At 66.3% G+C, this 24,591-nt stretch carries 22 protein-coding genes, 1 other RNA gene and 1 pseudogene; 10 read left to right on the top strand and 14 right to left on the bottom strand.

Going from position 1 to position 24,591, the window contains the following annotated elements; translation table 11 throughout:
* Positions 1-14 precede the first annotated feature (14 nt).
* The 3 genes from NOV74_RS10670 to NOV74_RS10660 are packed head-to-tail and all read left to right on the top strand — an operon-like array spanning position 15 to position 2,677.
* Positions 15-587 carry a CDP-alcohol phosphatidyltransferase family protein gene (locus tag NOV74_RS10670; protein ID WP_257312090.1) on the top strand — a complete coding sequence of 191 codons (573 nt, stop codon included), beginning with the start codon at positions 15-17 and terminating at the stop codon, positions 585-587.
* Positions 587-1,621, top strand: a complete 1,035-nt coding sequence (locus tag NOV74_RS10665; RefSeq protein WP_257312089.1) for an AI-2E family transporter — start codon at positions 587-589, stop codon at positions 1,619-1,621. The genes NOV74_RS10670 and NOV74_RS10665 overlap by 1 nt, the downstream gene beginning before the upstream one ends.
* 42 nt (positions 1,622-1,663) lie before the next feature.
* Complete coding sequence (locus NOV74_RS10660; RefSeq protein ID WP_257312088.1) at positions 1,664-2,677, top strand: pseudouridine synthase; 1,014 nt, start codon at positions 1,664-1,666, stop codon at positions 2,675-2,677.
* A 396-nt stretch (positions 2,678-3,073) separates the two neighbouring features.
* Here the strand turns inward: NOV74_RS10660 and NOV74_RS10655 are convergent, their stop codons facing one another.
* The 5 genes from NOV74_RS10655 to add form a co-directional block, all read right to left on the bottom strand.
* On the bottom strand, positions 3,074-3,865 hold the full coding sequence (locus NOV74_RS10655; protein ID WP_257312084.1) for an SDR family oxidoreductase: 792 nt from the start codon (positions 3,863-3,865) through the stop codon (positions 3,074-3,076).
* A 47-nt stretch (positions 3,866-3,912) separates the two neighbouring features.
* Positions 3,913-4,368: a DUF2721 domain-containing protein gene (locus NOV74_RS10650; protein ID WP_257312081.1), complete on the bottom strand. Its 456-nt coding sequence runs from the start codon at positions 4,366-4,368 to the stop codon at positions 3,913-3,915.
* Between the two features lie 77 nt (positions 4,369-4,445).
* On the bottom strand, positions 4,446-5,105 hold the full coding sequence (gene ribA / locus NOV74_RS10645) for a GTP cyclohydrolase II (RefSeq protein WP_257312079.1): 660 nt from the start codon (positions 5,103-5,105) through the stop codon (positions 4,446-4,448).
* A 109-nt stretch (positions 5,106-5,214) separates the two neighbouring features.
* Positions 5,215-6,210, bottom strand: a complete 996-nt coding sequence (locus tag NOV74_RS10640) for a DHH family phosphoesterase (RefSeq protein ID WP_257312077.1) — start codon at positions 6,208-6,210, stop codon at positions 5,215-5,217.
* A 32-nt stretch (positions 6,211-6,242) separates the two neighbouring features.
* Positions 6,243-7,310, bottom strand: a complete 1,068-nt coding sequence (gene add, locus NOV74_RS10635; RefSeq protein ID WP_257312076.1) for an adenosine deaminase — start codon at positions 7,308-7,310, stop codon at positions 6,243-6,245.
* Between the two features lie 592 nt (positions 7,311-7,902).
* On the opposite strand from add, the pseudogene NOV74_RS10630 reads away from it, so the two are divergent.
* Positions 7,903-9,237 (top strand): annotated as a pseudogene (locus tag NOV74_RS10630) (HAD-IC family P-type ATPase); the annotation flags it as partial.
* Between the two features lie 11 nt (positions 9,238-9,248).
* On the top strand, positions 9,249-9,998 hold the full coding sequence (locus tag NOV74_RS10625; protein ID WP_257312071.1) for a cytidylate kinase-like family protein: 750 nt from the start codon (positions 9,249-9,251) through the stop codon (positions 9,996-9,998).
* Positions 9,999-10,164: 166 nt separating this feature from the next.
* On the opposite strand, the gene NOV74_RS10620 is transcribed toward NOV74_RS10625, so the two are convergent.
* Positions 10,165-10,665, bottom strand: a complete 501-nt coding sequence (locus tag NOV74_RS10620) for a Fur family transcriptional regulator (RefSeq protein WP_257312068.1) — start codon at positions 10,663-10,665, stop codon at positions 10,165-10,167.
* A gap of 105 nt (positions 10,666-10,770) precedes the next feature.
* On the opposite strand from NOV74_RS10620, the gene NOV74_RS10615 reads away from it, so the two are divergent.
* Together NOV74_RS10615 and NOV74_RS10610 are read left to right on the top strand one after the other, a co-directional pair.
* Positions 10,771-11,322: a hypothetical protein gene (locus NOV74_RS10615; RefSeq protein ID WP_257312065.1), complete on the top strand. Its 552-nt coding sequence runs from the start codon at positions 10,771-10,773 to the stop codon at positions 11,320-11,322.
* Between the two features lie 184 nt (positions 11,323-11,506).
* Positions 11,507-12,223: a class I SAM-dependent methyltransferase gene (locus tag NOV74_RS10610; protein WP_257312061.1), complete on the top strand. Its 717-nt coding sequence runs from the start codon at positions 11,507-11,509 to the stop codon at positions 12,221-12,223.
* On the opposite strand, the gene NOV74_RS10605 is transcribed toward NOV74_RS10610, so the two are convergent.
* From NOV74_RS10605 to recO, 7 genes are all read right to left on the bottom strand, one after another.
* Complete coding sequence (locus NOV74_RS10605; RefSeq protein WP_257312059.1) at positions 12,213-13,367, bottom strand: MFS transporter; 1,155 nt, start codon at positions 13,365-13,367, stop codon at positions 12,213-12,215. The genes NOV74_RS10610 and NOV74_RS10605 overlap by 11 nt on opposite strands.
* Before the next feature lie 14 nt (positions 13,368-13,381).
* Positions 13,382-14,137 (bottom strand): GNAT family N-acetyltransferase, encoded by a 756-nt coding sequence (locus NOV74_RS15485; protein WP_257312054.1) that lies wholly within the window; start codon positions 14,135-14,137, stop codon positions 13,382-13,384.
* A 531-nt stretch (positions 14,138-14,668) separates the two neighbouring features.
* An RNA gene (gene rnpB, locus NOV74_RS10595) (RNase P RNA component class A) lies at positions 14,669-15,046 on the bottom strand.
* A 17-nt stretch (positions 15,047-15,063) separates the two neighbouring features.
* A complete protein-coding gene (locus NOV74_RS10590) occupies positions 15,064-15,438 on the bottom strand; it encodes an ExbD/TolR family protein (RefSeq protein WP_257312051.1) in 375 nt (124 codons plus the stop codon).
* A 7-nt stretch (positions 15,439-15,445) separates the two neighbouring features.
* A complete protein-coding gene (locus NOV74_RS10585) occupies positions 15,446-16,198 on the bottom strand; it encodes an energy transducer TonB (RefSeq protein WP_257312048.1) in 753 nt (250 codons plus the stop codon).
* A 202-nt stretch (positions 16,199-16,400) separates the two neighbouring features.
* Entirely contained in the window at positions 16,401-18,938 is a 2,538-nt protein-coding gene (locus NOV74_RS10580) for a hypothetical protein (protein ID WP_257312045.1), read from the bottom strand.
* A gap of 75 nt (positions 18,939-19,013) precedes the next feature.
* A complete protein-coding gene (gene recO / locus NOV74_RS10575) occupies positions 19,014-19,751 on the bottom strand; it encodes a DNA repair protein RecO (RefSeq protein WP_257312041.1) in 738 nt (245 codons plus the stop codon).
* An 87-nt stretch (positions 19,752-19,838) separates the two neighbouring features.
* On the opposite strand from recO, the gene NOV74_RS10570 reads away from it, so the two are divergent.
* The gene (locus tag NOV74_RS10570; RefSeq protein ID WP_257312036.1) at positions 19,839-20,282 is read left to right on the top strand and encodes a Spy/CpxP family protein refolding chaperone; all 444 of its coding nucleotides are present in this window, start codon (positions 19,839-19,841) and stop codon (positions 20,280-20,282) included.
* A 31-nt stretch (positions 20,283-20,313) separates the two neighbouring features.
* Complete coding sequence (locus tag NOV74_RS10565) at positions 20,314-22,098, top strand: transglutaminase family protein (protein ID WP_257312034.1); 1,785 nt, start codon at positions 20,314-20,316, stop codon at positions 22,096-22,098.
* Here NOV74_RS10565 and NOV74_RS10560 read toward each other — a convergent pair.
* Entirely contained in the window at positions 22,068-22,571 is a 504-nt protein-coding gene (locus NOV74_RS10560; protein WP_257312032.1) for a MarR family winged helix-turn-helix transcriptional regulator, read from the bottom strand. The two genes, NOV74_RS10565 and NOV74_RS10560, sit on opposite strands and share 31 nt — an antisense overlap.
* Positions 22,572-22,644: 73 nt before the next feature.
* Between NOV74_RS10560 and NOV74_RS10555 the strand changes: the two genes are divergently transcribed.
* Positions 22,645-24,573, top strand: coding sequence for an ABC-F family ATP-binding cassette domain-containing protein (locus NOV74_RS10555; protein ID WP_257312030.1), 1,929 nt, complete (start codon positions 22,645-22,647; stop codon positions 24,571-24,573).
* Positions 24,574-24,591: the final 18 nt, after the last annotated feature.

Raw genomic sequence — 24,591 nt, 5'->3', positions numbered from 1 at the left:
TAAACTAGATCGCAATGAAAGCCACCAGCCCCCTGACCCTGCCCAACGCATTGACCTTGTTGCGGATCCTGGCGATTCCCTTTTTCGCCATCGCGGTCTGGTACGGGCACCACTGGCAGGCCTTCATCCTCTTCGCGGCGGCGGGGATCACAGATCTGCTGGACGGACTCATCGCCCGGGCCTTCAACCAGGGCTCGGACCTGGGTGCCGTCCTGGATCCCGCGGCGGACAAGCTGCTGATGACCACGGCCTTTGTCCTCTTGGCCTGGCGAACCCAGGGCATGACCGCCCCCATCCCCGTCTGGGTGGCCATTCTGGCCATCTCGCGTGATCTGCTGATCTCCTTCTACGCCTTCGCTTCCGTGGACCGCCTCAGTGACAACAAGTTCCACCCGAGCTTTCTGGGCAAGCTGAGCACCGCCGCCCAACTGGTCGTCGTCGCCCTCTGCCTGATGTTCAACGCCCTGGGCTACCGGTCCTGGATGGACCCGTTCCTGCCGGAAATGTTCTGGGTGGTGGGCGCGCTGGTGCTGGCCTCGGGCATCCACTACTTCGTACGAGCGACGCGGGCACCTGTGGCTTCCTGATGGAGAGCCGGAGCCGGATACCCCTGCGCTTCGCCCTGGCCGCAGCGACCGCCCTGCTGGCCCTCTGGCTGCTACGGAAAGCCCTGGCCCCCTTCTTCCTGGCCATGGTCCTCGCTTACCTGCTGGGCCCCCTGGTGGACCGTCTGGCTGGGCGCCTGGGCCGGCCCTGGAGCGTGGTGGCAGTACTCAGCGGTTTTGTGGCGTCGGTCGCGGGTCTCCTGCTGCTCCTGGTGCCCTGGCTGGCGGATCAAGGCGAGCGTCTCGCCGCCTCTCTGCCTGGCTGGAAACAGGCCCTGGATGCGAAGCTGCTGCCCTGGCTGCAGGCGCACCCGGCCTGGCAGGCCCGCCTGGATCGGGGGCTGGCGGGCCTGGACCCGGGCTTGCTGCTGCGCGGACTCCAGGCCACTGGCGGCGGCCTGCTGGGCTGCTTCCTCGATCTGCTGGCCCTCATCCTCGTGCCCCTGATCCTCTACTACCTGCTGCTGGAGGGTCCCCGGCTCGTGGCCAACCTCCAGACCCTGGCCCCCCCGCGGCATCGGGAACGCCTGGATCGCATGGTCGGATCCATCCACCAGCGCCTGGGCGGATACATCCGGGGTCAGGCGGCCGTGGCTGCCGCCATGGCCCTGCTTCAGGGGATCGCCCTGGCGATTCTCGGCGTGCCCTATGCTTGGCTGCTGGGTCTCGTCGCGGGCGTCTCCAATGTCGTGCCCTACTCCCCCTACCTGACCGCCCTGCCGCCCGCGATGGTGCTGGCTTATCTGGATGGGGGGCGCAGCGGACATCTCCTGACCATCGCCGCCGTCTTCATCGCCGTGCAGAAGGCTGAGGCCTTCTACTTCACCCCGGTGTGGGTGGGCCGCGCCAGCCGGCTCCACCCCCTGGAGGTGCTGCTGGCCCTCACCGCTTTCGGTTTCTGGTTCGGCGTCCTGGGGCTCATCTTCGCCGTGCCTCTGGCGGTGGTGCTGAAAGTCGTGGCCGAGGAACTGCTGATGGACTACCGCGCCCATCCCTGGTTCGGGGAAGAGAGCTGATAGACTTACCTTTCCGCGTCGGGAGACGCCGAAGGAGCTGTCATGAGAAAGCCCGCCCCGAAGGGGCCCCGCACCGCGCCCGCCACCCGCAAGCCCGCCGCTGGCCGCCCAACTAACGACGCGCCCCGGACATCGGCTTCAGCCCGCCCGGCCGCAGGCCCGGCCCGGCCCTCCACGGCGCCCCGGTCCTCGTCACCCTCCCGCCCGTCCTCCGGCACAGCCGCCCGCCCCACTTCCGGCGCTCCCCGCCGGCCCGCCATCGACAAAAGCCGACCTGCGGCCAAGCTGGCCCCGCGCAAGGCCGTGGCGCCCCGCCCCGCCGGTGGTTCACCCCGGCCTCCCCAGGCTGGCCAGGACCGTCTTCAGAAGATCCTCGCCGCCGCGGGCATCGACAGCCGCCGCGCCTGTGAGCAGATCATCCTCGACGGCCGCGTGCAGGTGAACGGAAAGACCGTCACGGAGCTGGGTACCCGTGCCGACCCGCGCCGGGACGAGATCACCGTGGATCTGATCCCCATCCAACGGGAGGCGCCGGTCTACATCCTCATGAACAAACCCAAGGGCTACGTCACCACGGTGAAGGACGACCAGGGCCGGCCCACGGTGATGGCCCTGCTCAAAGGCGTCCCAGGCCGGCTCTACCCGGTGGGTCGCCTTGATTTCAATTCCGAGGGCCTGCTGCTCATGACCAATGACGGCGCCCTGGCCCAGATCCTCATGGGCCCCGAGCACGAGATCCCCAAGGTCTACCTCGTGAAGGTGCACCGCAATCCCCGCCCCGAACTCCTTAAGGAGTTCCAGGAAGGCTTCCTGCTCAGTGGGCGTCGTCTGAAGCCCTGCCACATCGAAATCGCCGAGAAGGGCGACAACCCCTGGCTGAAGGTCACGCTCACCGAAGGCAAGAACCAGCAGATCCGGCGCATGTTTGCCGCCGTGGGGCACCCCGTCAGCAAGCTGCGCCGCGTACAGTTCGGCCCCCTGTCGGATCCCATGCTGAAGCCGGGAGCCTGGCGTTTCCTGCACCCGCAGGAGATCGCGGCGATCAAGAGCCTGTGATCCGGATTTTCCGCCAGAAGGAAAAACCACCACGGAGGCACGGAGGGAAACACGGAGAAGGGCCACAGAGGCTGGGTGTGGGCAGTGGCAAACTCCGGTAAAAGCCTTTTTTACCACCGATTTCGGTGATTTCAGTGATGAAAAGGATGGGCACTGCCCAGCGCAGCATGGGCTCCATGGGGGCGCCGGGGCCGAGCCCTCTTGGGGGTGCGCGGCCCTGGCGCCCCCATGACTTCCGGCGAGGCCGGAAGCAGCCTTCGGCCGGCCCATGCGAGGAGCCTCCAGAGCGCCATCACCGCAATCACCGAAATCGGTGGCGAAAAGATCTTTTCTCCGTGCCTTCCTTCGTGTCCGTGGTGAATCTTTCACCGACGGAAGCGAGCCGGGCGCGGGCCTCTACAGCAGGGACGAGATCGCCCCGCCATCCACCGCCAGGGTGCTGCCGGTGATGTAGGAGGCGTTCTGGCCCGCGAGAAAGGCCACGGCTTCGCCGAATTCCCGCGGCTCGCCGTAGCGCCCCACCGGGATGCGGGCCCCCTGCTCCGCCTGGATGTCCTCCATGGAGCGGCCGCCGGCCTTGGCGGCTTCGCCGTCGAGGAACCGCACCCGATCCGTGAAGATGCGTCCCGGCGCCACGCAGTTGACGGTGATGCCGTGCTTCGCCACCTGCCCGGCGAGGGTCTTGGCCATGGCCGTCACCGCGGCCCGCAGCGAATTGGACAGGACCAGCGCTGGGATGGGTTGTTTGACCGCGCTGGAGGTGATGAAGAGGATCCGGCCCCAGTTCCGCTCGGTCATGCCGGGCACCACGGATCGCGCCAGGCGCACCGCGGGCATCAGCAGGCTATCGAAGGCTCCCTGCCAGGCGGCGTCGTCGAAGGCCATGAAGGGCCCCGGCGGGGGACCTCCCGTGTTGGAGACCAGCACGTCCACCCGGCCATAGGCGGCCATGGCCGCCTCGAACACCCGCTGGACATCCTCAGCGCAGGCCAGGTCCGCGACCACCGGCAGTACGGCGCGGCCTGTGGCCCGGCGGATCTCCTCCGCCGCCCGGTCCAGAGAGGCCTGGTCCCGGCTGCAGATGGCCAGATCACAGCCGGCCCGCGCCAAAGCTTCGGCCGAAGCCCGGCCCAGCCCCCGGCTCGCCGCCGTCACGAGCGCCACTTTGCCATCCAGTTCCAGAGTCATGGGCGACCTCCCCTTGGGAATTGTGGCACTCCTGGCCCTGGTCCGAATCAGGCCAAGTGCAGGCTCCGCACCGCCAGCAGGATCTCCCGCAGGAAGAACACCAGCGCGGCGACGAAGGCCGCCATGGCCAGGATGAAGAGCGAGGCCACCGCCCCGGCCACTCCGGCTTTCAGGATGGCGCCCAGGAACACGGTGGCGATGCTGACGCAGACCAGCAGGGCCGCTGTCGTACCGAAAGTGATGGCGAAGTTGATCATCTGCCGCCGTCGGGCCAGCGTGTGCATCTCATCCTGGATGCCCGGGAGCCGCCGTTCCGGGGCGTTCTCCTTCAGCTCATTCAACGCCCGGGCCCGATCTACGATGCGGGCCAACCGTGTGGAAAGCACGCCCAGAATCGTCCCGATGGACGTGAGGAGGAAGACCGGCGCCACCGAGAGCTGGATGACATGGGAGATGTCGTAGATGGTCTGGCCGGAGACAGGAGCTGGGATCGGAACAGGCATGGCTCTATAGCTATCAGCTGTCAGCTGTCGACTGACAGTAAAAAGTGGCCCGCCTCCTCCGGGAGGGGTGCGCCTGTTTAAAGGACCTCTTCCTCGAAATCCAGCATGTGGCCGCTCTTGCGGGCCTTGGTCTTGAGGTAGCGCAGGTTGTGGGGATTGGAAGCCAGCTGGTGACGCTCCCGTTCGACCTCGATCCCGGCGGACTCCAGGGCCCCGATCTTGCGCGGATTGTTGGTGAGCAGCTTGACCTTGGTAATGCCGAAGAACTTCAGCATCTCCACAGCGCAATCGTACGTGCGCAGATCATCGGGGAAGCCCAGCGAGTGGTTGGCTTCCACGGTGTCGAGCCCCTGCTCCTGGAGCGCGTAGGCCTTGAGCTTGTTCAGGAGGCCGATGCCGCGGCCCTCCTGGCGGAGATAGAGCACCATGCCGCCATGCTCGGCGATGTGGCGGAAGCCTTCCTCCAGTTGCTGACGGCAGTCGCACCGGAGGCTGCCCAGCACATCACCCGTCCAGCACTCGGAGTGGATGCGCACGGGGATGCGTTGCCGGGCATCGATCTCACCGGACACGATGGCCAGGTGCTCCTTGCCCGTCGCGTGTTCCAGAAAGCCGTAGACCATGAACTTCCCGAAGATCGACGGCACGTTCGCCTTGGCGATGAAGGGCACCTTCTCCGCCTGGAGCTTGCAGAACAGTTCGAGTTTCGGGGCGCTGCTGGGTTCTTTGGGGGACATGGGGTTCCAGGAATAGGGTGCGGGTCCGTCCTTTGGATGCCGCCCGAGGGGAAAATGAAGTCTGGGACCAGAGCTTTTTCTGAGCAACCCAGGCGCCTCGAATCATGACCTAGACAATATCGCGTCCCATCTGGGCCACGACGGCGGCCTCCACCTGGGTGATAAAGGTCTCCAGGGGCATGGCCGCCTTGGCACCCGAGGCCAGACGATGCCCGCCCCCGCCGAACAGACGACAGACCGCGTTCACATCGACCCGCTCGCGGGAGCGGAGGCTCACCTTGGCCCGGCCGTCCGCGGCTTCGGAGAACAGGGCGGCTACCTCCACCCCCTTCAGCTTGCGGGGCTCTTCCACCAGCTCATCCAGATCCTCGTGGGTGGCGCCGCAGGCGGTGAGATCGGCCTGGGTGACGGCCACATAGGCAAAGCGGCCGTCGTTCCGCAGCTGGAGCCCACCCATGGCCCGGCCAAAGAGCTTGAGCTTGGCGGGCGTGGCGGTCTGGTAGAGGGCATTGAAGGTACGGGACGGGTGAATGCCCTGGGCGATGAGATCTGCAGCGGCGTGGTGAATTTTGGGTGTGCTGTTGGAATGCCTGAAGTTGCCCGTGTCGCTCACCATGCCCGCGTAGAGGGCCTGGGCCATCACCGGTGGGAGATCGCCGCCGATGCGGGGCCGCACCAAGTCGTAGACCAGCTCTGCGCTGGCGCTGGCAGTCGAATCCGTGAACTCGTCGTCGAAGCCCTTCGGCTCGTCCTTCATGTGGTGGTCGAGGCAGGCCCGTTCGGCCTTCGTCGTCTCGAAAGCGGCATAGAGCGGCCCCATGCGGTGGGGTTCGGAGGCGTCGATGAGCAGCCAGGCGTCCGGCCAGGTGGCCAGGTCCCGGTGAGTTCCACCGGGTTCGTAGGCCTCGATCCAGCCCTCGGGATCCAGGAACCTCAGATTCTCTGGCAGGACCGGCACCACGACGATGCGCGCCTCCTTGCCCTGCCCTTTCAAATGCGCGGCCAGGGCCACGGCAGCGCCCACCCCATCTCCGTCCGGATTCTCGTGCGTGGTGAGAAGAATCTTGGCGTGGCCATCGAGAAAGTCGGCGAAGCGATCGAGCATGAATCCTGACCTCAACAGTCAGGATACCAGGATCAGAGCTGCTCCCGTCTGCTCTCCAGGCTGCCCGGCTTGAAGGCCTTCAGCTCATGGACGACCTCCGCCAGAAGGGCCCGCTTCAGGGCGTAGGGCAGAAAGGCGCTCTTGAAGCCCATGATGATGAGCTCCTTGATCTCCTCGAGGTTGAAGTTGAGCTCCTCGTGGATGACCTTGAACTCCTGGCTCACGGTGGTGTTTGTGACCATGCGGTTGTCGGTGTTCACCGTGACCCGCAGGCCCAGGTCATAGAAGAGGCGGATGGGATGATCCGCCATCTTCTTCACGGCCTTGGTCTGCACGTTGCTCGACGGACAGCATTCCAGGGGGATGCGGTGGTCGTTCACGTAGTTCAGCAGGTCGCCGTCCTCGATGAGCCGCACGCCGTGGCCGATGCGGTGGGCGCCGCAGAGGTGGATGGCCTGGTGGATGCTTTCGGGGCCGTAGGCCTCACCCGCGTGCAGGGTGCAGTTGATGTTGTTCTGGAGCACGCGGCCGAAGGCGTCCTTGTGGCGTTTGGCGGGAAAGTTCTCCTCGGCGCCCGCCAGATCGAAGCCCACCACACCCTTGTTCTTGAAGGCCACGGTGAGGTCCGCCAGCCGCAGGGAGATGTCTGGCGAAATGTGGCGCATGCCGCAGAGGATGACGCCGGTCTTGATGTTGTACTGCCGCTCGGCCTGGGCCAGCCCCTCCAGCACGGCCTGCACGATGGCATGGAGCGTGAGTCCCTGCTGCTGGTGGAGGATGGGGCTGTAGCGCACCTCCATGTAGCGCACGTTCTCCTTGGCGGCGTCCTCCGCCAGCTCGAAGGCCGTGCGGACCAGGCTCTCGTAGGTCTGCATTACGGACAGGGTGACGTCGAAGGCGCGGAGGTACTCCACCAGCGACTTGCAGTCCTCGCCCACTTCCACGAAGGGCCGCAGGCCTTCGGGCGTCGTCGCGGGCAGCTTGACCTTCTGCTGTTCTGCCAGGTCAAGGATGGTGGGGATGCGGAGGCTGCCGTCGAGGTGGACGTGCAGATCCGTCTTGGGAAGGCGTTGGAGATCTTGGAGGCTGAGTTTCGACATGGCCTAGCCTAGCGCTTCGCCGAGTCGTGGGCTATCAGAGCGAGGGTACGCCCAGGTTGAACATGGGGCAGGAGTGCCAGACGAACTTGATGCACCGCGCCCTTGACCCGGTGTGATGAGGTGGACAAAGGCTTCTTCTGCGAGAATGTACTGATGATCCTCCAGGCCAGCACACGCCAGCGAACCGAGGAAGAGAAGGCTTGCTGGAGAGGCTCTGGGGGAAGAGTCACCCGAACACAAAGAGCTTCTGAGCAGATCGGCTCTTCGGGGCCTCCCATGGAAGCAGCTCGGGTGGTCCACCTCGACTCCTCCCAAGGGAATCACCAGTTTGTAGGCCGGAGTGGTGCTCTTCGGGCCGAAAGCGGGCCCCGAAGAGCGGCAAGGTCTGCAAATCGGAAATGGATTGAGGGGTGTATGCTCGCAACCCTGGGGCAAAGCTCTTGAGGTTATTGCCTCTGTGAACAGCAAGATTCCGAATCCACCTCGAATGTCTCACTGACATGCGAACGGAAAGGAATTGGCCATGAGCAAACGGCCTGGACTTCCTGGTGTACAGGGTCTGAGTGATTGCTCGGGCATGCAACAGAAGGAGGCCCTCGCCGGGTTCGAGGTCATCCAGTTCCACCCCTTTGATCCGGTGGGCAAACGCACGGAGGCTTCCCTGAAAGGGGCGGATGGGAAGTCGTTCCTGGTGAGCAAGGGAGCCCCTCAAGTCGTCCTAGCCCTGGTATCCAACGCCGCTCAGGTAGGATCTCAGGTCGAGAAGGCCATCCGCGAATTCGCCTCCCGGGGCTTCCGCTCCCTGGGTGTGGCCCGCACCGATGAACAGGGCCATTGGCAATTCCTTGGTGTGCTCCCCCTGTCCGACCCGCCTCGTGAGGACTCCAAGACCACCATCGCCACGGCCTTGTCCATGGGGATCCGGGTGAAAATGGTCACGGGCGATCAGGTCGCCATCGGCAAGGAGATCGCAGGTCAGGTTGGTCTGGGAACCAACATCCTGGATGCCAGCATGTTTGCCCATACGGATCCAACCCAGCAGGGTGGTATGGATGCAGCCATCGATGCCGCCGACGGATTCGCCCAAGTATTCCCTGAGCATAAGTTCCACATTGTCGAGGCCCTGCAGAGGCTTGGGCACATCACCGGAATGACAGGGGACGGCGTGAACGATGCCCCGACCCTGAAGAAGGCTGATGCCGGCATTGCGGTCTCGGGTGCCACGGATGCCGCCAGGGCCGCCGCGGACATCGTTCTGCTCACCCCTGGCCTGTCCGTCATCATCGACGCCATTCAGGAGAGCCGGAAGATCTTCCAGCGCATGAACAGCTACGCCATCTACCGCATTACTGAAACCATCCGCGTCCTGTTTTTCATGACGTTGTCAATTCTCGTTTTCAACTTCTATCCCGTCACGGCGGTCATGATCGTTCTGCTGGCGCTGCTCAATGATGGTGCGATCCTGTCCATCGCTTACGATCATGTGCACTACTCGGCAACGCCGGAGGCATGGAACATGCCCGCCGTGCTGAGTCTGGCCTCGGTCCTTGGCCTCGCGGGAGTGGTTGCTTCCTTTGGCCTCTTCTTTCTTGGCGGGCGGGTGTTCCACCTGGACCGGGAAACCATCCAGACTCTGATCTACCTGAAACTCTCGGTCGCCGGACACTTGACCATCTTCGTCACTCGCACCCGCGGACCGTTCTGGTCCACACGCCCGGCTCCCGACCTGCTGACAGCCGTGGTGGCCACGCAACTGATCGCCACCCTCATCGCGGTATTCGGGCTGGGCCTGATGCCTGCCATCGGATGGCGCTGGTCGCTCGTGGTGTGGGGTTATGCACTCGCCTGGTTCTTCCTCAACGACCTCATCAAACTTGCCGTTTATCGATTCCTGGATAGGCACCAATTCGCAGCAGCCCACGGATAGAGGAGAACAACATGCCCACCAACCGCTCCCAGGGGACCTTCACGGACAAGACCTATCTGGATCAATGCCTCTCCTACATCCACACGCAGGTTGAAGCAGGAAAAGTCACGGCCAAGCTCCATGGCCAAGCTCCGCCAAGACCTGCGATCACGATCTCTTACCAGGCTGGCTCGGGGGCCCATGAACTCGCTGTGAAACTCGCAGGAATCCTGCAATCGGGGAGTGTCAAAGGAGAACCGCCATGGACCGTGTTCGACCGCCATCTGGTAGAAAAGGTCCTCGAAGATCATCAGATGTCCCGGGCCCTTGCCAAATTCATCCCTGAGGACCGGCAGTCCGCTTTCCGGAAGATCATGGACTCCACGTTCGGGGTGATCCCTTCTGCCTGGGAGATCGTCCCGATGATCACCGAAACGGTCCTGCACCTGGCCGATGCCGGGAACGTGATTCTGGTCGGACGCGGCGCGAACGTCATTACCTCGCAACTTTCGAATGTCTTCCATGTGCGCTTGATCGGCTCCCTGGCGAAACGGCTCGAACGGGAGCGGGACCTTCGTGAATTGACGCTGGAACAAGCCAAGGAGTTGGTTCATGAAGAGGATCAGGCTCGTGGCCGCTACGTGAAGGCCCACTTCGGAGTGAGCATCGAAGACGACCTGCTCTATCACGTTGTCATCAACACGGACAGGATCCTCCCTTCAGACGCGGCCCAATTGATCGCCGATGGACTCGCGAAAACCATTCGACGTGCTGCCCGATGAGCAAGGAGAAGCCTGGCTCCGCCTGGCTTATCCTTGAGGGTGCGGAGGAGGCTCCATCTCCCGGGCCCTGGAAAGCCGAATGGGAGTGGCGCTTCGCCCCGCATCAGGCGGAGGCTAACGGCACACCCCCTAGATCGCAACGCATGCGTTCAGAGGGGGGGCTCCGTCAAACGTTCAGCTGGCTCATCCGGTGGGCGAGGGTTGCGCCGTCCGTGTCCTGGCCCTGGCAGGCCTTGCAGAGGCCGAAGATCTGGTGGCTGTGGTGCATGGGCCGGAAGCCGTACTCGCGACAGATGGTTTCCTGGAGGGCCTCCAGATCCGGGCGGAAGAACTCGATGATCGCGTCGCAGTTGAGGCAGATCAGGTGGTCGTGGTGCTCGTTGCTCCGCACCGCCTCGTAATGGGCATGCTGATCGCCGAAGCTGCTCTTCCGCACCAGGCCGCACTGCACCAGCAGATCAAGGGTGCGGTACACCGTGGCCCGGCTGATGGCCTTGCCCTTCTGCTTGAGGGCCATGTGCAGCTGATCCGCATCGAAGTGGTGGACCTGACCGAAGACCTCCTCCACGAGTTCGAGGCGCTCACCCGTTAACTTCAGTTGACGCGACCTCAGGAAGGTTTCGAAGCGCTGCTGTTCTTCGGGGCGTTCGATCTTGGGTTTGCGCATGGAGTCCTCGGTGAGAAGTCTATCCGGTCCACTCGACAGATCGTATTTTACAGATGAAAAATGATTAGGGTATTATGTATTCACCGTATATATATTGGAGCCCTTATGTCCATCGTCATTATTCAATCTCCCAGCCTGGCGCCGGACCAGAAGACCCGGATCGGTGAGCGGATCATCACGGCACTCCAGCAGGAGGGCCTCGCGCCAGGCTCCGTGGTGGTGCTCTTCCGCAGCGAACGTGGCGACATCTACCTCGACGGCATGCTCGTGCAGGCCCAAGCTTCCACCACCGCACCGGCCCCCCCGCCGCCCGCACCCAAGCCCGCCGCGCCGGCACCCGTGGTCGCCCCACCAGCGTTCAAGACCAAGGCCCGCCGCTCCAAGCCAGAGCTGGAGGACTTGAAAAAGGACCTGATGTTTGCCCTCCAGGACAAGGGTTCCCTCAGCAGCTTCGAGGCCCAGGTGGCCCTGGACCTCAAGGACTGCGACTGGGCCCCGGCTACCCTCCGTCGCCTCTTCACCGAACTGGAAGAGGCCAAGCTGATTTCCAAGAGCGGCCAGAAGCGCGGCACTCGCTATGTCTGGAAGGGCATCGTCAACACGCCCCAGTCGACGCCCATTGTCAAACTGGTCAAGGCGGACACTGACGAGGCCTGATGGGCTGAAGCTCTCCGCGGGTCCCGCGCTGCGCGCATACCCCCGGACCCCCGCGCAGAGGGCCGGCCGAGCCGGCCCTCTGCTTTTATTTCCCCCGAGGGTCGCTCATCGCAATGCATGCATTGCACGGGCCTAAGGCCGCGTTGCGCCACCAGGTGACGAGAGGCCCTGCCACACTTGGGCGATGGAATGGTTCGCCTGGGACTTCGATCACCCCGCCTATTTTCAGATCTATGCCGACAAAGCCGCAGACGCCGCTTCGGAAGGACCGGCGTTGGCGGCGCGGCTGGACTTGCCACCAGGCAGCGTCGTGCTGGATCTGCCCTGTGGTTGGGGGCGTCTGCATCCCCACCTGCAGGCCCAGGGTCTGGAGGTGGTCGGGGGCGATCTGAGTCGCCTGAACCTGCGCCGTCACGCCGCGGAACATCCCGCGCCTCTGACGCGCCTTGACCTTCGCGCCCTGCCCTTCCGGGGAGCCTGCGCCGATGGCGTCTTCTGCGCCTACACAAGCTGGGGCTACTTCGCCACGGAGGCGGAGAACCTCCGGCAGTTGACGGAGTTCGCCCGCGTGCTCCGGCCGGGCGGCGTTCTGCTCCTCGACCTGGCCGGCCGGAATTTCCTGAAGGAGGCCGTGGCGGAAGTCGAAGGCCATTGGCTGGTCTTCCCTGAGGAGGGCTACGAGGAACGCGCCACCTGGAGCCCCGACGGCCGGCGCATCCGCACCGAGCGGCGCTGCCAGGGGGAAGCCTTCCGCCATGACATCTGGATTCCCACGAATACCGAGGTCCGGGCCGCCCTTGCCGACGCGGGCTTCGGGCTAGTCACGGCCTTCGGCGGGCTGGACGGACGGCCCTGGACCGCCGCGGCGGAGCGGTGGATCTACCGGGCAATCAGGAAGTGATGCTCCGCGTAGCCAGCAGGTAGGCCCCGAAGCCCAGCCCTGAAAGCCCCATGGCCACGGGCAGGCCCAACCCCTGGACGAGGGCGCCACCCGCCAGCGGACCCACCATCAGGCCCACTGAGTAGGCCAGGTTCAGGATGGAGAAGGCCGAGGCGAAGCTCTGGCTGCCCAGGTGCTCCACCTGGTCGGCCACCGCCGGACTGCAGGGGCTCATGATGAAGCTGGCCGTGCTGCCCAGACCCATCATGGCCAGCACCACCATCCAGGGCCGAGGCAGCAGCGCCGGCAGCGGCAGGAGTACCACCGTCAGCGCCAGCCCCATCCGCAACACCCGCACCCGGCCGATGCGATCCGAGAGGCGCCCCATCAGGGGTGAGGTGAAGGTGTGGGTCAGGGCCGCGGCAGCGAAGAAGAGCCCGATCTGGGAGGGCGATTGGCCGAGGCGACGGTCCATGTCCAGCGGGAGGGTGGATTCGAGCAGGGCCCAGAAGCAGGATCCGAGGGCCATGGCCCCGGCGAACACCCGGATAACGGGATTGGACAGCAACTGTCGGAAGGGGAGCCGCGGCCCCCGCTCCGGCTCCGCCTCAGGCAGCAGAAAAGCCCGTCCGGCTGCATCCAGGGCCACCAGGACCGCGCCTAGCAGGAAGGGCGAGGAAGGCCCTGCGTGCTGGTCGAGAAAGCCCGAAAGCGGAGGACCAATCAGCACCCCCAGATTGGCCGCCGCGAAAGCGGTTCCCATGGCCCGGCCACGCGCTTCCTTGGGGAAATGATCCGCCAGCAGGGCCATGCCCGGCAGCCAGGTGGCCGCCCCCGCCACACCCTGGCAGAACCGCGCCAGCACCAGCAGCCAGTACTGGTTCGACACGGCGAAAACCAGAGTCGTGATCCCCAGGCCCGCGAGGCCCCAAAGCATCGGCCCGCGGCGCCCATACCGGTCCGTAAGGATGGCGACAGGGAAGGTGGCCAGCAGCAGGGCCACGGCATAGCTCCCGAAGAGAATGCCGATCTCCATCTGGTTCAGGTGCAGATCCCGCGCGTACCTGGGCAGCAGTGGCACCAGCAGGTAGTAGAGGAGCATGTCCACGTGGAAAGCCAGGGCCGTCACGAGGAGGGCGGCGGTGGGGGCGGCGGGGCGGCGCATCCCCCACTATCGCGTCAGTCCCGCGCCATCTCCACCTTGGGATAGGCCACGCGAAAACCGCAGGCCTCATAGGAGCGCTGGCTGGCAGTACCCGGAGCCGTGGAAGCGCAGGCCAGGTCACCACCCCGTTCCCGGGCGAAGGCCAGACGTGCGCGGATGAGGGCCCTCTGCAGGCCCCGGCCCCGGTAGCGGGGGAGCACGCCATCGCCTGACAACAGTGCCACGCCATCCACAATCCCCAGCATGCCGCCGCCGGCGGGTTCCCCGTTCACGAACGCGAGGAAGCCCCAGGCGTCGTCCACCTCAAGGGAAGCTTCGAAAGGTGGCTCCAGGTCGGACCAGTCATCGCGCTCCAGGAAACCTGCGCTGACAATCCGATTGAAGAGGGACACTTCCCCAGGCCCGGCAATCCGTATGGTGGGCAATGGTGTTGGCTCGACTTCGCAGAGGGGTCGCATCCACAGCTGCTGAAACTGATGGAGACGATACCCCCGCCGGGCCAACAGCGGCCACAGGGAGGGATCAGCGCCAGGGCTCAGTTCCAGCACGGTGGGGGCGCCGAGGAAGGCTTCGACGGCCTTCAGATCCGGCTCGGTCACAGCTTCGATGAGCCCCAGCGCTTGGTTGAGGGGGTGGCCTTCACCGCGGAAGTGGGCGAAGCCGCCGCCCACGGGGAGGCTGCGGCCACCGGCGGCCTGGTTGAAGCGCTCGTTCTGAAACGCCTGGGCGCGCTCAAGGCGGCGGGCCAGGCTGGTCAGGTCTTGGAACACGGACATCTCCGAAGGAACAGGTCTGGCTGGCCGCCTCAAGAATGATCGGCGGTGCCGCGACCTGAAAAATCTGACAAACACGACGCTGTCGCGCCCTTGGGTCAGCCGAGGCGCAGGGCTACGACGCCAAGTCCAGGCGTGCCACCGCGGGGATGGAGGGTGTGAGTCAGAGGCCTATCCAGAGAACAGAGATAGCCTAGCCGATGCCGGAACCGCAGAAAAGCGAAGCCCCTTGAGGGGCCTCCGGTGGGAGGTTCCATCCCCACGAGTTGAAGGCAAGTGTGAGCCACGCAGGGCGCGTCTCCCGTGGAGACGCAGCACAGATCTCCGATTGACGGTGCAAAGCGAAGCCCGGCTTCGCCGGGTTGAGCGCGGGGGTCCGGGGGGAGGCTCCACGTCCACGAGCCAAAGGCGAGTGGGAACGACGCGAAGCGTCGTGTCACGTGGAGGCGCGCAGCGCGCCCTTAGGTCCTCGCAACGCATGCGTTGCGAGGGGGACCCCCGGAGGATATAAGCGCGGCCCCCTTGCGGGGGCCGTGGTGGATCGGTAAGCCGGGTTCTGTCGTGGAGCGTCATTCCTCTGGGATGGATGTCGCCATCCAACTCAAGCGACCTACCCGCCGGCTCGGTCGGGTCAACCCTCGCCGCTTGCGCGGTGCGCCGGCCTATTTGGTCTTGCTCCCTGGGGGGTTTGCCGTGCCCGTCCTGTTGCCAGTCCGGCGGTGGGCTCTTACCCCACCGTTTCACCCTTACCTGATCCGGCCTGTGTTTCCACTGACCGGCCATCGGCGGTTTGCTCTCTGTTGCACTTTCCGTCGGGTCACCCCGCCCTGGTGTTACCAGGCCCAGCACCCTGTGGAGCCCGGACTTTCCTCTGCCCTTGCGAGCAGCGACGCCCTGATCCACAGGTTTGAGGCTAGCACGGTCTAGGTCTTCTCCGGGGTGGCGACCAGGGCGGGCACCACCTCCGGACGGGCGGCCTTGAGGGCATCCAGGACCCCGGTCGCCCGGCGCAGCGGCAAGGAGGGATGAACCCGCAGGACCACCTTCCCCGTCGTTGAACGCAACCGTCCGGACAGCTCCGCCAGGGTGATGGACGTCCCGTCCAGATCCAGGGAACCGTCCGCAGCCAGCGTAAGACGCAGGAGCGGCCCGGGTGCTCCAGCCCCGGCGCCGCCTGGGAGGGCGGCGTCGAGGGCCCGGGGCACCACCGGCACCAGGACGATGAAGACGATCAGGAGGACAAGCACGATGTCCACCAGGGGCGTGATGTTGATGTCGCGTCGAAGCTCCGTGGCCATGGCGCCCTCACCGCAGGCGGAAGTTCAGGGTGAGCCGGAAACTGGCGGCGACCGCCCGCCCGTCCATGCGGGCTGGCTCGAAGCGCCACTGGCGGGCCGCGTGGAGGGCGGCCTCCTGGAGGGCCGGAGGGCCGTCCAGCACTCGCACCTGGATGGGTACGCCCGCCTCGTCCACCACCATCAGCAGCACCACGGTGCCCTGGACGTGGGCCCGGCGAGCCAGATCCGGATAGAGGGGATCCACCTGGCGGAGGACCGCCGGGGCCGTGGCGGAGAAGTCGTGGATCACCGGACCGGAAGCAGGCACGGCGGCACCGGAAGCCGGGACGACGGGCCCTGGAAGCGCAGGCCCATCCACAGGGACCTCTGAGGAACGATCGACCGTGGGCAGGCCCGCCGCGGCCTCATCCGGATCCGCCCTCGGAGACGTGCCGGAAGGGGCTGCGACGGTCCCGCTTCCGGTGCCCCCTGCGACCGTGGGGATCACCCGTTCGACCGGACGGGTGCGCGGGGGCCCGTCCAATTCCACGGGCCTCCAGGGAGGGGCGGGCGGGAGAACTGGCGCCAGGATGGCCTTCGGCCCGAAGGACGCGAGGATCACCGCTCCGCCTGCAAGCAGGAGGTACGTCAGAGCGGACAGCGAGGCGGCGCGGAGGGTATCGGAAGGTGGCGCCGCAGCGAGGATGGCATGCGGCTGAAGGGTGGGCGGCAGGTCCGGGAAGGCAGGCCCCCGGCCGCGCCGGAGCGCGAGGATGGACATGGGATCTCCTGTGGGTGGCGCCTGTGGCCTCCCGCAGAACCCAGGCCCGCCGCAAGCGGCGAACATCGGTTGGTGGCAATCCCGGGCCCTGGATCACACACCGTCTGGAGGAGGTCCAAAGATCGCTTGCATCAGGTATCGGCGCGGCGGCGCCGCTGTCAACCCCATGCGGGTCATTCGGAGCTTCACGAACGCAGCAGCACTAGGGAAGCGGAAGGGCCCAACCCTTCCGCTGGAGGTCTTCCAACAGGGTCCAGGCCGCCCGATAGGGATTGCCATCCACGCCGCCCAGTACGTCCCGATAGAAGCGGGTGCGGAAGGGCGCCAGCTCGGAATGGGTGGAATCCGCCAGGCCTGCTCCTGACTGGAAGAGCCTCAAGAGCAAGGCTTCTGGATGGTCATGACCGAGACTGGTGACGCAGAGAATGGCACCCCCGTCCCCTTCCTCCGCCCCAGCCTGGACTAACCGATCACGCAGCGGGTGAAGGGCGGTGGGATCAGCAGCCAGGCCCACGCAGCGGACCTTCGGCCGCCCTTCGAGACAGTCTCCCGCCTCATGCTCAGTCAACCAGGGACAGGGCGGGCGGGACCCCTCATAGGGAAGCCACGGCATGAAGCTCTCGTGCTGGGGATCGTCCCGCAACCAGGCATGGACCAGGCGCATGAGCCCCGACCGCTGTGCGGGATCCATGTCCGGGCCGCACCAGAGGAGCCGCTGCAGGGGGACCACTTTCGTTCCCACCCCCCTGATCGGGGCGCTCCATTCCGCGGGATCCACAGGCATCTCCAGCCCGAGGCCTGCCAGGAATAGGGGAAGGCCCGGATAGGGAAAAGGCAGGCGGAGTTCGATGCCTTGGGCGGAGACCCGCACATTCGTTCCCGGCAGACAGGATTCCAGGGGGCTCTCCCGAATGACCTCCTGCAACGCGAGCCTGTGCGTTTCGGTCCTCAAACCCTCGATCAATTCCAACTGCCACACCCGGCCCTCCGAATCACAGGACCAGCCTCCGACGGCAGACGGCTCGGGCCGATCGAGAGCATCCAGATTGAGCAGGAGCAGCCGCACCCCGCCCACCGGGTCCAGGCGGCCAAGGGGCTGCAACGGACCTTCCGCCTCCACCAGGCGGGCATGGCGTTGGGCGCGGGCCCAGGTGGTGCGATTCCAGATGGAATCCGTGACTCCGTCCGGTCCCAGCAGGCGGGTCAGATCACCGGAAGCGATCTGACGGTAGGCCTCGCTCTGCCGCAAGGTCTGGTGCCCCCCGAGGATCTCCCAGATCTCCTCGGCATTCTTCCGACTGAGCTGGGAAAGTTCGCGACCCACTTCGGCCATGCGCTTGCCAGTGCGGAACAGCTGATCCACCTCGACGGCCGCCTTGGCCTCCACGCTCCATTGGCGGCTCAGGGCGGCCTGGATGGCCACCGAGCGTTCGCTGACCACGAGGAGGGATTGTTCCGCCCGTTCGGAGTCCTGCCGTACCTGGTCCACCAGCCCGACATGGGTTTCCAGCGAGCGTTCCAGATCCTGTCCTTGCTGATCCAGGTGGGCCGCCACATGGAGGAGTTCCTGGATACCCGCTCCCAGCCGCTGAGTCACCTCCTGGAGATCCCACAGCCCAGTGCTCTCCCGCTCGATACCCAGTTGGTGCGCATCCAGAGCGCGCTCCAAATCCCCAGCGCCCTGGGAGGTCTGGTCGGCCAGGCCGCGGAGGCGCGCCCCGATGGCCTGCATGCCGCCCCCGCCGCCGCCCTGCTGGGCCAGAATCGCAGCGTTCACCGCGAGCAGTCTCGTCTGTTGAGCTGCCTGGCCGATGGTATGAATGGCCGCCTGCGCGTCCCCGAAGGATTGAATGCGCCGTTGCGATTCGAGTCGGAAGGCCTCCAGGCGCCGGACCAGGGCTCCCGCCTGGTCCCGCAAGTCGTCAGCGGAGGTCCGGAACCGCCGCAGTTGCTCCGCCCGGACCTTTGTTTCCTCCAGCAGCCTGGGTGTATGGGCCGCCAGGCCTTTGACCGCCAGATCCAGGCATGCGCCCTGACGGACGCCAACATCCGCCAACCGGCCTAGCGCATCTTCCTCCTCCTGCAGGCGGGGGAAGGTACCTTGCAGTTCCTTCAGCAAGGTCTCGACCTGAACCAACCGAGTCTGCGCCTGCTCCAGAGCGGTCCTGAAGGCCTGACCCTGGAAGCGGTGCTGCCCGGCCCTGAGCCGCTGTTCCAATCCGATTTGGTCGAACTTCAGGGAGCCCTCCATGGCCTGCCGAAGTTCCTGGCCGTAGGTCGCCAGCCGTTCCCCGGCCGTGGCCCGGGCCGCCCGATCCGCACTCGACTGCTGCTGGATCTGCGCCAGCAGTGCGTCCAACTCGGCCCATTCCCGGATGACCCCCTGGTGGAGGGACTCCAGGCGTTCTTCGGTCCGGCGGCTTTCCCCCAGAAGCGCATTGAAGGCTCCCACCACCTGCCGGGCCTCCTTCCCCAGGTCCATCGGCAGTCTCAGCGGTGCGCGGTCGCCCCGGAGGATGCGGCTGGCCCAGTCGGACAGGAGGCTCTCCGGTGCGAGGCTGCGTTGCCAGGCGTACCACCGGCGCCCCAGCAAGACTAACCCTGCGACCGCCATCATCAGGATGGCGGCTTCCAGCGGCCGCAGTGAGGCGGCGTGCCTGACCAGGAGGTAGGCCGAGGCCCCCATGATGGGGAGCACAGCGAGATCCACCACCCAGCGGCGGATCGCACCGTATCTCATGAAGTAGCCTCCCAGCCGCATGCGCCCCCTCAAGTCTTGGCACTTCATCGGCTCGCGGGCCTTCCTGGCCAAGTATTAGAGTGTCCGCCAGAGCACGTCGTAGCTCCGCAGACCACCCCCCAGTTCCTGGAGCAGGCGGGCCCGCAGGAGGGCGGTGATGGCAGTCTGGGCCTCGTCGGCGGGATCCGGCCGGGGTGCGACCTCCGCGCCCCCGGCCCTAAGTCGGCGCAAGTGTTCCCGGGCTCCGGGCGGCAAGGCCTCCGTCGGATCCACCGGGGTGCATTCCCTGCAACACCAGCCGTGGTCCTGGCTGAGGAGGGCCAGGGGCGCGGTTGCGTTCCCGCAGCGCCCGCACACCCTCGGATGAGGCAGCAGCCCCAGGCAGTGCAGCAGCCAGTGCTCAGCGTAGGCCAGAATCCCCAAGGCGTTGTCCGGGTCCGCCTTGAGGGCCCGTCCGCAGGCGCTGAGCAGGCGGTAGAGACGGTCATCCTCTACACCCTCCTTGGCCACCCGGTCGAAGAGGTCCGCCAGGCAGGCCATCACCAGGCTGCACTCCAGGTGGCCCAGGGTGAGGGGGCTAAAGGCCAGCTCACAACGGGTGACTCGCTTCAAATCGGTCTGCTCCTTCCCGAAGAAGCTCACCCGCACCATGCTCAGGGGCTCGAAGGCCGCCACCCACTTGGCCGTGGGCTTCTTCACCCCCTTGGCCAGACCCGACAGGCGCTCCCCATGCTCGGAAAGGAACGACACCACGGCCCCGCCCTCGGCAAAGGGCACGGCCTTGAGCACGATGGCGGCGTAGGTCCGGAGCACCCATCCAGTCTGCCCGGATTCAACCGAAACCCCGGAGCCGTGTCTCACATGGCGAGGCTCCTGAGCCCGCCTGCCAAGGAGATGGCCATGACATCCCTGTTCCGACCCTTCGCGATCCTGTCTCTCGCCGTCATGCCCATCCTGGCCCAGCCCGCGCCGGGCCCCCGGGATGGCTGGATGGCCAGGGTCCTGAATCTCACCGAGGCCCAGCGAACCAGCATCCAGGCCATCCGCGAGAAGCATCGGCCCGACCTCGTGGCGCATCGGGACAAAGCCCGGCAGGCTCAAGCCGCCCTCCGGGCCGCGCTCCAGGATCCCGCCACGCCCGAGGCCCAGCTCCGCGTGCTGCACGACAAGGCCTCCGCGGCCCGGTTTGACCTGCTGCTGGCGGGCAGAGCCGTCCACCAGGAGGTGCAGGCCGTGCTCACGCCGGAGCAGCGGGGCAAGGCCGCCGAACTCCGAGCCATCCGCCAGGCCCATCGCCAGGAGCGCCTGCGCCACTTCCGCATGGCCATGGGAATGGCCGGCTGATCGACGCGCCACGGACCGGTAGACTGGGGGGATGCGTGCATTCCCCCTTTTCGTGGCGGCCATCAGCGGAGTTCTACTCCTCACCCAAGGGTCTCGGCTCTTCGCCCAGGAAGCTCCGACCCGGACTTTCCGGCAGTGGGTGGGTGGCCAGGAAGTGGGTGGTGCCTCCCAGGAGGCGAAGGCCCTGGGGCAAGCCCGCGAGGTGCGGAATCGCGAGTGGATGTCCATCTCACGTCTCGGGCAGGAGATCCGACAGGAAGTCGACCAGACCGCTCGGCGGGCTCCCGATGGCTCACTGACTTTCACCTGGCGGCTGCAACTGTCCAAAGAGCCCTTCGAAGGCAGGGCGGAATGGTCGCCGGCGGACCCGGGCTCGCTGAGCCTCCATCCCCTGAATGGGGCCGCCCTGCGCACCCAGGTGCCCGCCGGAGCCGTGCTCTGGCCCGAGGAGCTCGACGCCCGCCTGATGGAAGCCGCCCGGCTGCGCCGGCCCATCCAGGCCATCACCTTCTCCTTCCCCGTCCAGCAATGGAGCACCCTCACCCTCGCACCCGCGGGGCCCGATCCCCTGCCGGGCTTCCCGGACGCCGTGCATTTCACCGGACAGGAGACCCAAGGTGCCTCGACGGCCCCAGTGGAAGCCTGGATCTCCCCGAGCGCGGGCGAGCTCCGCCAGAGCACCGAGCTGGGTGGCCTCACCATCCTGATGCAGCGCGCTGAACTCCCCCCGCCCAAAGCCCGTGCCGGCGATACGGAAGGCTTCTTCGAGCGCACCCTCCAGAGGCTGCCACCCCACCCCTTTCAGCCCTGGCTGCGGAGCCTGACGCTGAGGGCCGAGGGCGCCGTGCCCATACTGCCGGAGGATGCCCAGCAGATCCGGCTGCCCGGGGGGCGATGGCGCCTGGTGCGCGCCGTGGCACCCAGTGCCGCCGAGGCCGCCCAGCTCCCGGTGACGGGCAGCCCGACGGGGGAAGAGGCCCGCTACCTGGCATCCAGCCCCCTGGTGCCCTTTCGCGATCCAGCCTTCAACGGCCTCCTCCAGCGCCTGGCCCTGCCCCCGGGACTGCCGCGCTGGGAGCTGGCGAAGCGGGTGACCTCCTTTGTCTTCGACTGGATCACCGAGAAGGATTTCACCGTGGGCTTTGCCTCTGCCCTGGAGGTCTGCCGCACGCCCCGGGGCGACTGCACCGAACACGGCGTCCTCGCCGTGGCCCTGCTGCGACGCCTGGGCGTCCCCGCCCGCGGCGTCACCGGCTGGGTGGGCCTGGGCGACACCCTGGGTCTGCACTTCTGGGTCGAGGTGAAGCTGCGGGACCGCTGGGTGCCGGTGGATCCCACGTTCGACCAGGCGCCGGCCTCGGCCTTCCGGATCAAGCTCGGTGACACGGATCTCTCCGACCTCGGGAGCGTGGGCTGGGACAGCGCGGCCCTGGCCTTTTCAGGCGTCCGCTGGATCCCGGAACGGGAAGGCACGGCGCCCTGGGGCGCAGGCACCCGCATCGAAGGCGATCAGGTCACGGCATCCGATGGCAGCCGCCTGCGCCTTCCGGGCGGCCGATGGCACCTGGACCACGGTGCCCTCACCTTGAACCGGATTTGGTCCGTCGAGGCCGTGTCGCGCCCTGGGCAGACCCAGCTAAAAGGGAACCGGCGACTGGCGGGCCCGCATACCTTCCGGGAGGGCTGGTGGGATCCGGCTACCCACCGCTTGTGGATGGATCTGGGCCAGGGGCGCTGGTTGCGCCTGGACAGCGTCTCCGAGGTCGCCGCCTACCAGCTGCTGGATCAGTTGATGGCGCCCACCAGTTCTTCCTGAAACCCTTCCTGCTGGGTGCAGTGTTCCCGCAGGCGCTCCAGCCAGTTCGAGATGTGCAGGCACTCCTGCTCGTCACAGCAGCTGGTGAGCTGCGTGGCCATGGCCTTCACAGGCTCGTCGAGGCGGTCCATGAGGCGGCGCCCCTTGGGGGTGATGACCACCCGGCTCACGCGGCGATCCTTGGGATCGGCCACCCGCTTGAGCAGCCCCTGCGCTTCGAGACGATCCACCAGCCGCGTCACATTTGCGAAACGGTAGATCATCCTCCGCTCGATCTCATAGATGGGATGGCCCTTGACCGGGCCGCCGCGGGCGATGCGCAGGACGTTGTACTGCTGGATCGTCAGTCCATGGGCCTCGAAAAGCCGCTCCTGGACCCGGACGACGGCCTCCCTCGTCAGCATCAGCTGAAGCATCAACTGAACGCCCGGAGCGGGGAGTTTCGACATCTGAAGTTCTTCCTGAAGGGACATGGCTACCTCACGGATTCTTTGCCGGCAAGCATCTCCCTATCCGTGGGATTCTGGAAGGTCGTAGGAGCCCTTCTTGCCCGCTATCGCCCTTAGTTTGATCAATGTCACGAAACGATATGGCGCGACAGCCATTCTGGACGGACTGAGCCTCGGTCTCTTCCAGGATGAAAAAGTTGGCCTCATCGGTCGCAACGGCGCGGGGAAGAGCACGCTGTTCCGGCTGCTGACCGGTGACGAAACCCCCGATTCCGGTGAGGTGGTCATCACCCAGGGCCTCCGCATCGCCCGCCTGAGCCAGGAACCTCACTTCGTACCGGGCGCCAGCATCCGGCAGGCCCTGGAGGCCTCGTTGGCTGATCACGCCCTCCTGCTGGCGCGCCATCAGGCGATCCACGAAGACCTTCACGGGGCCTCTGGGCAAACCGAGGCCCGACTTCTTGACGAACTGCAAAACGTGGAGCACCAGATCGAACGCTGGGGTTGGGACCTGGAGCCGCGCCTGAAAGCGGCGGCCACCACCTGGGGCCTGGTCGATCTCGAGGTTGAAGTGGAAACCCTCTCCGGCGGCTGGCGCAAGCGCGTGGCCCTGGCCCAGGCCTGGCTCAAAGAGCCGGATGTCCTGGTGCTGGACGAACCCACCAACCACCTGGATCCGGACCAGGTGGAAAAGCTCGAAGCCTGGCTCCAGGCCTATGGTGGGGCCCTTCTCCTCATCACCCATGACCGCCACCTGCTGGACGCGGTCGCGACCCGGATGCTCGAACTGGAGGACGGCGCCCTCCGCAGCTACGAGGGTGGCTACAGCGACTACCTGCTGGAGAAATCGGACCGGGAATTTCGCGAGTCCCGGCTCACGGAACACATGCAGAACCGCCTGCGCCGTGAGATGGCTTGGCTGCGCCGCGGCGCCAAGGCCCGCACCCGCAAGTCCAAGCTCCGCATCCAGGAAGTGTTGGACCTAAAGGATGATGTGGAGGACCGCACCCGCCTGGAGCTCCGGCAAGGGCTGACCTTCGCCACCGGCGGCAACCGCAGCGACGCCCTGATCCGCGCCGAAGGACTGCGCTTCGCCTATCCCGGCGGCGAGGAGCTGTTGGGCGGGCTGGACCTCAGCCTCCAGCGCGGCATGCGCATCGCCCTGTTGGGGCCCAACGGCTGTGGAAAGTCCACCCTGCTCAAGGTGCTGCTGGGCGAGCTTGAACCCTCCGCGGGCGAGGCCGTCCGCCACCCCAAGCTCGCCACCACCACCATCTCCCAAGGTCGCGGTGAGCTCGATGGAGGCCGCAGCATCCTCGACAACCTCGCGGAGCGCGCTGCGGTGGTGGACACCGGAAACGGCACCCTGCTGGCCCACGTCTACCTCACCCGCTTCGGTTTCCCCGTGGACCAGCAGGCGCGCCCGGCCGCCACCCTCAGCGGTGGCGAGCGGAACCGGCTCCTGCTGGCCAAGGCCATGCTGAGTCCCGCGGACCTCCTGGTGCTGGACGAGCCCACCAACGACCTGGACATCCCCACCCTCCAGAACCTGGAAGAGGCCCTCCTGGGTTTCAGCGGCACCCTGTTGCTGGTGAGCCATGACCGCTTCTTCCTGGACCAGGTGGCCACCCACACCCTGGCCTGGAACCCCGCCGGAACCCCGCGCTGGGAATTGTATGAAGGGGCACCCTCGACCGTGCGCAGCCTGCGGGAGGCCCGGGCGGCGGCCCAGGAGGCACCGAAGGCCGAGAGCTCGCGGGTGGTGGCCAAGGTGGATGCACCCCGCACCCGGAAACCTGGGCTCTCCCAGAAGGAGCAGCGGCGCCTCGCTGAGGTGGAACTGGAACTGGAGGTCCTCCACGCCCGGCTCACGGAACTGGATGGGCTGCTGGCTGATCCCGCCGCCTTCCTCCGCGCGGACAGCCCTGGCCACCAGGCCCTGCGGGATCGGGATGGGCTAAAGGCGGCCCTGGAGGTCCTGGAAGAGGCCTGGCTGGAACTCGAGGAAAAACGCGCCGGCCACTGATCCCATCACAAATTGTCA

Source organism: Geothrix fuzhouensis (assembly GCF_024609325.1).
GTDB lineage: Bacteria > Acidobacteriota > Holophagae > Holophagales > Holophagaceae > Geothrix > Geothrix fuzhouensis.
The sequence above is the reverse complement of the archived record's forward strand: the minus strand, read 5'-3'. Positions and strand labels throughout refer to the sequence as shown.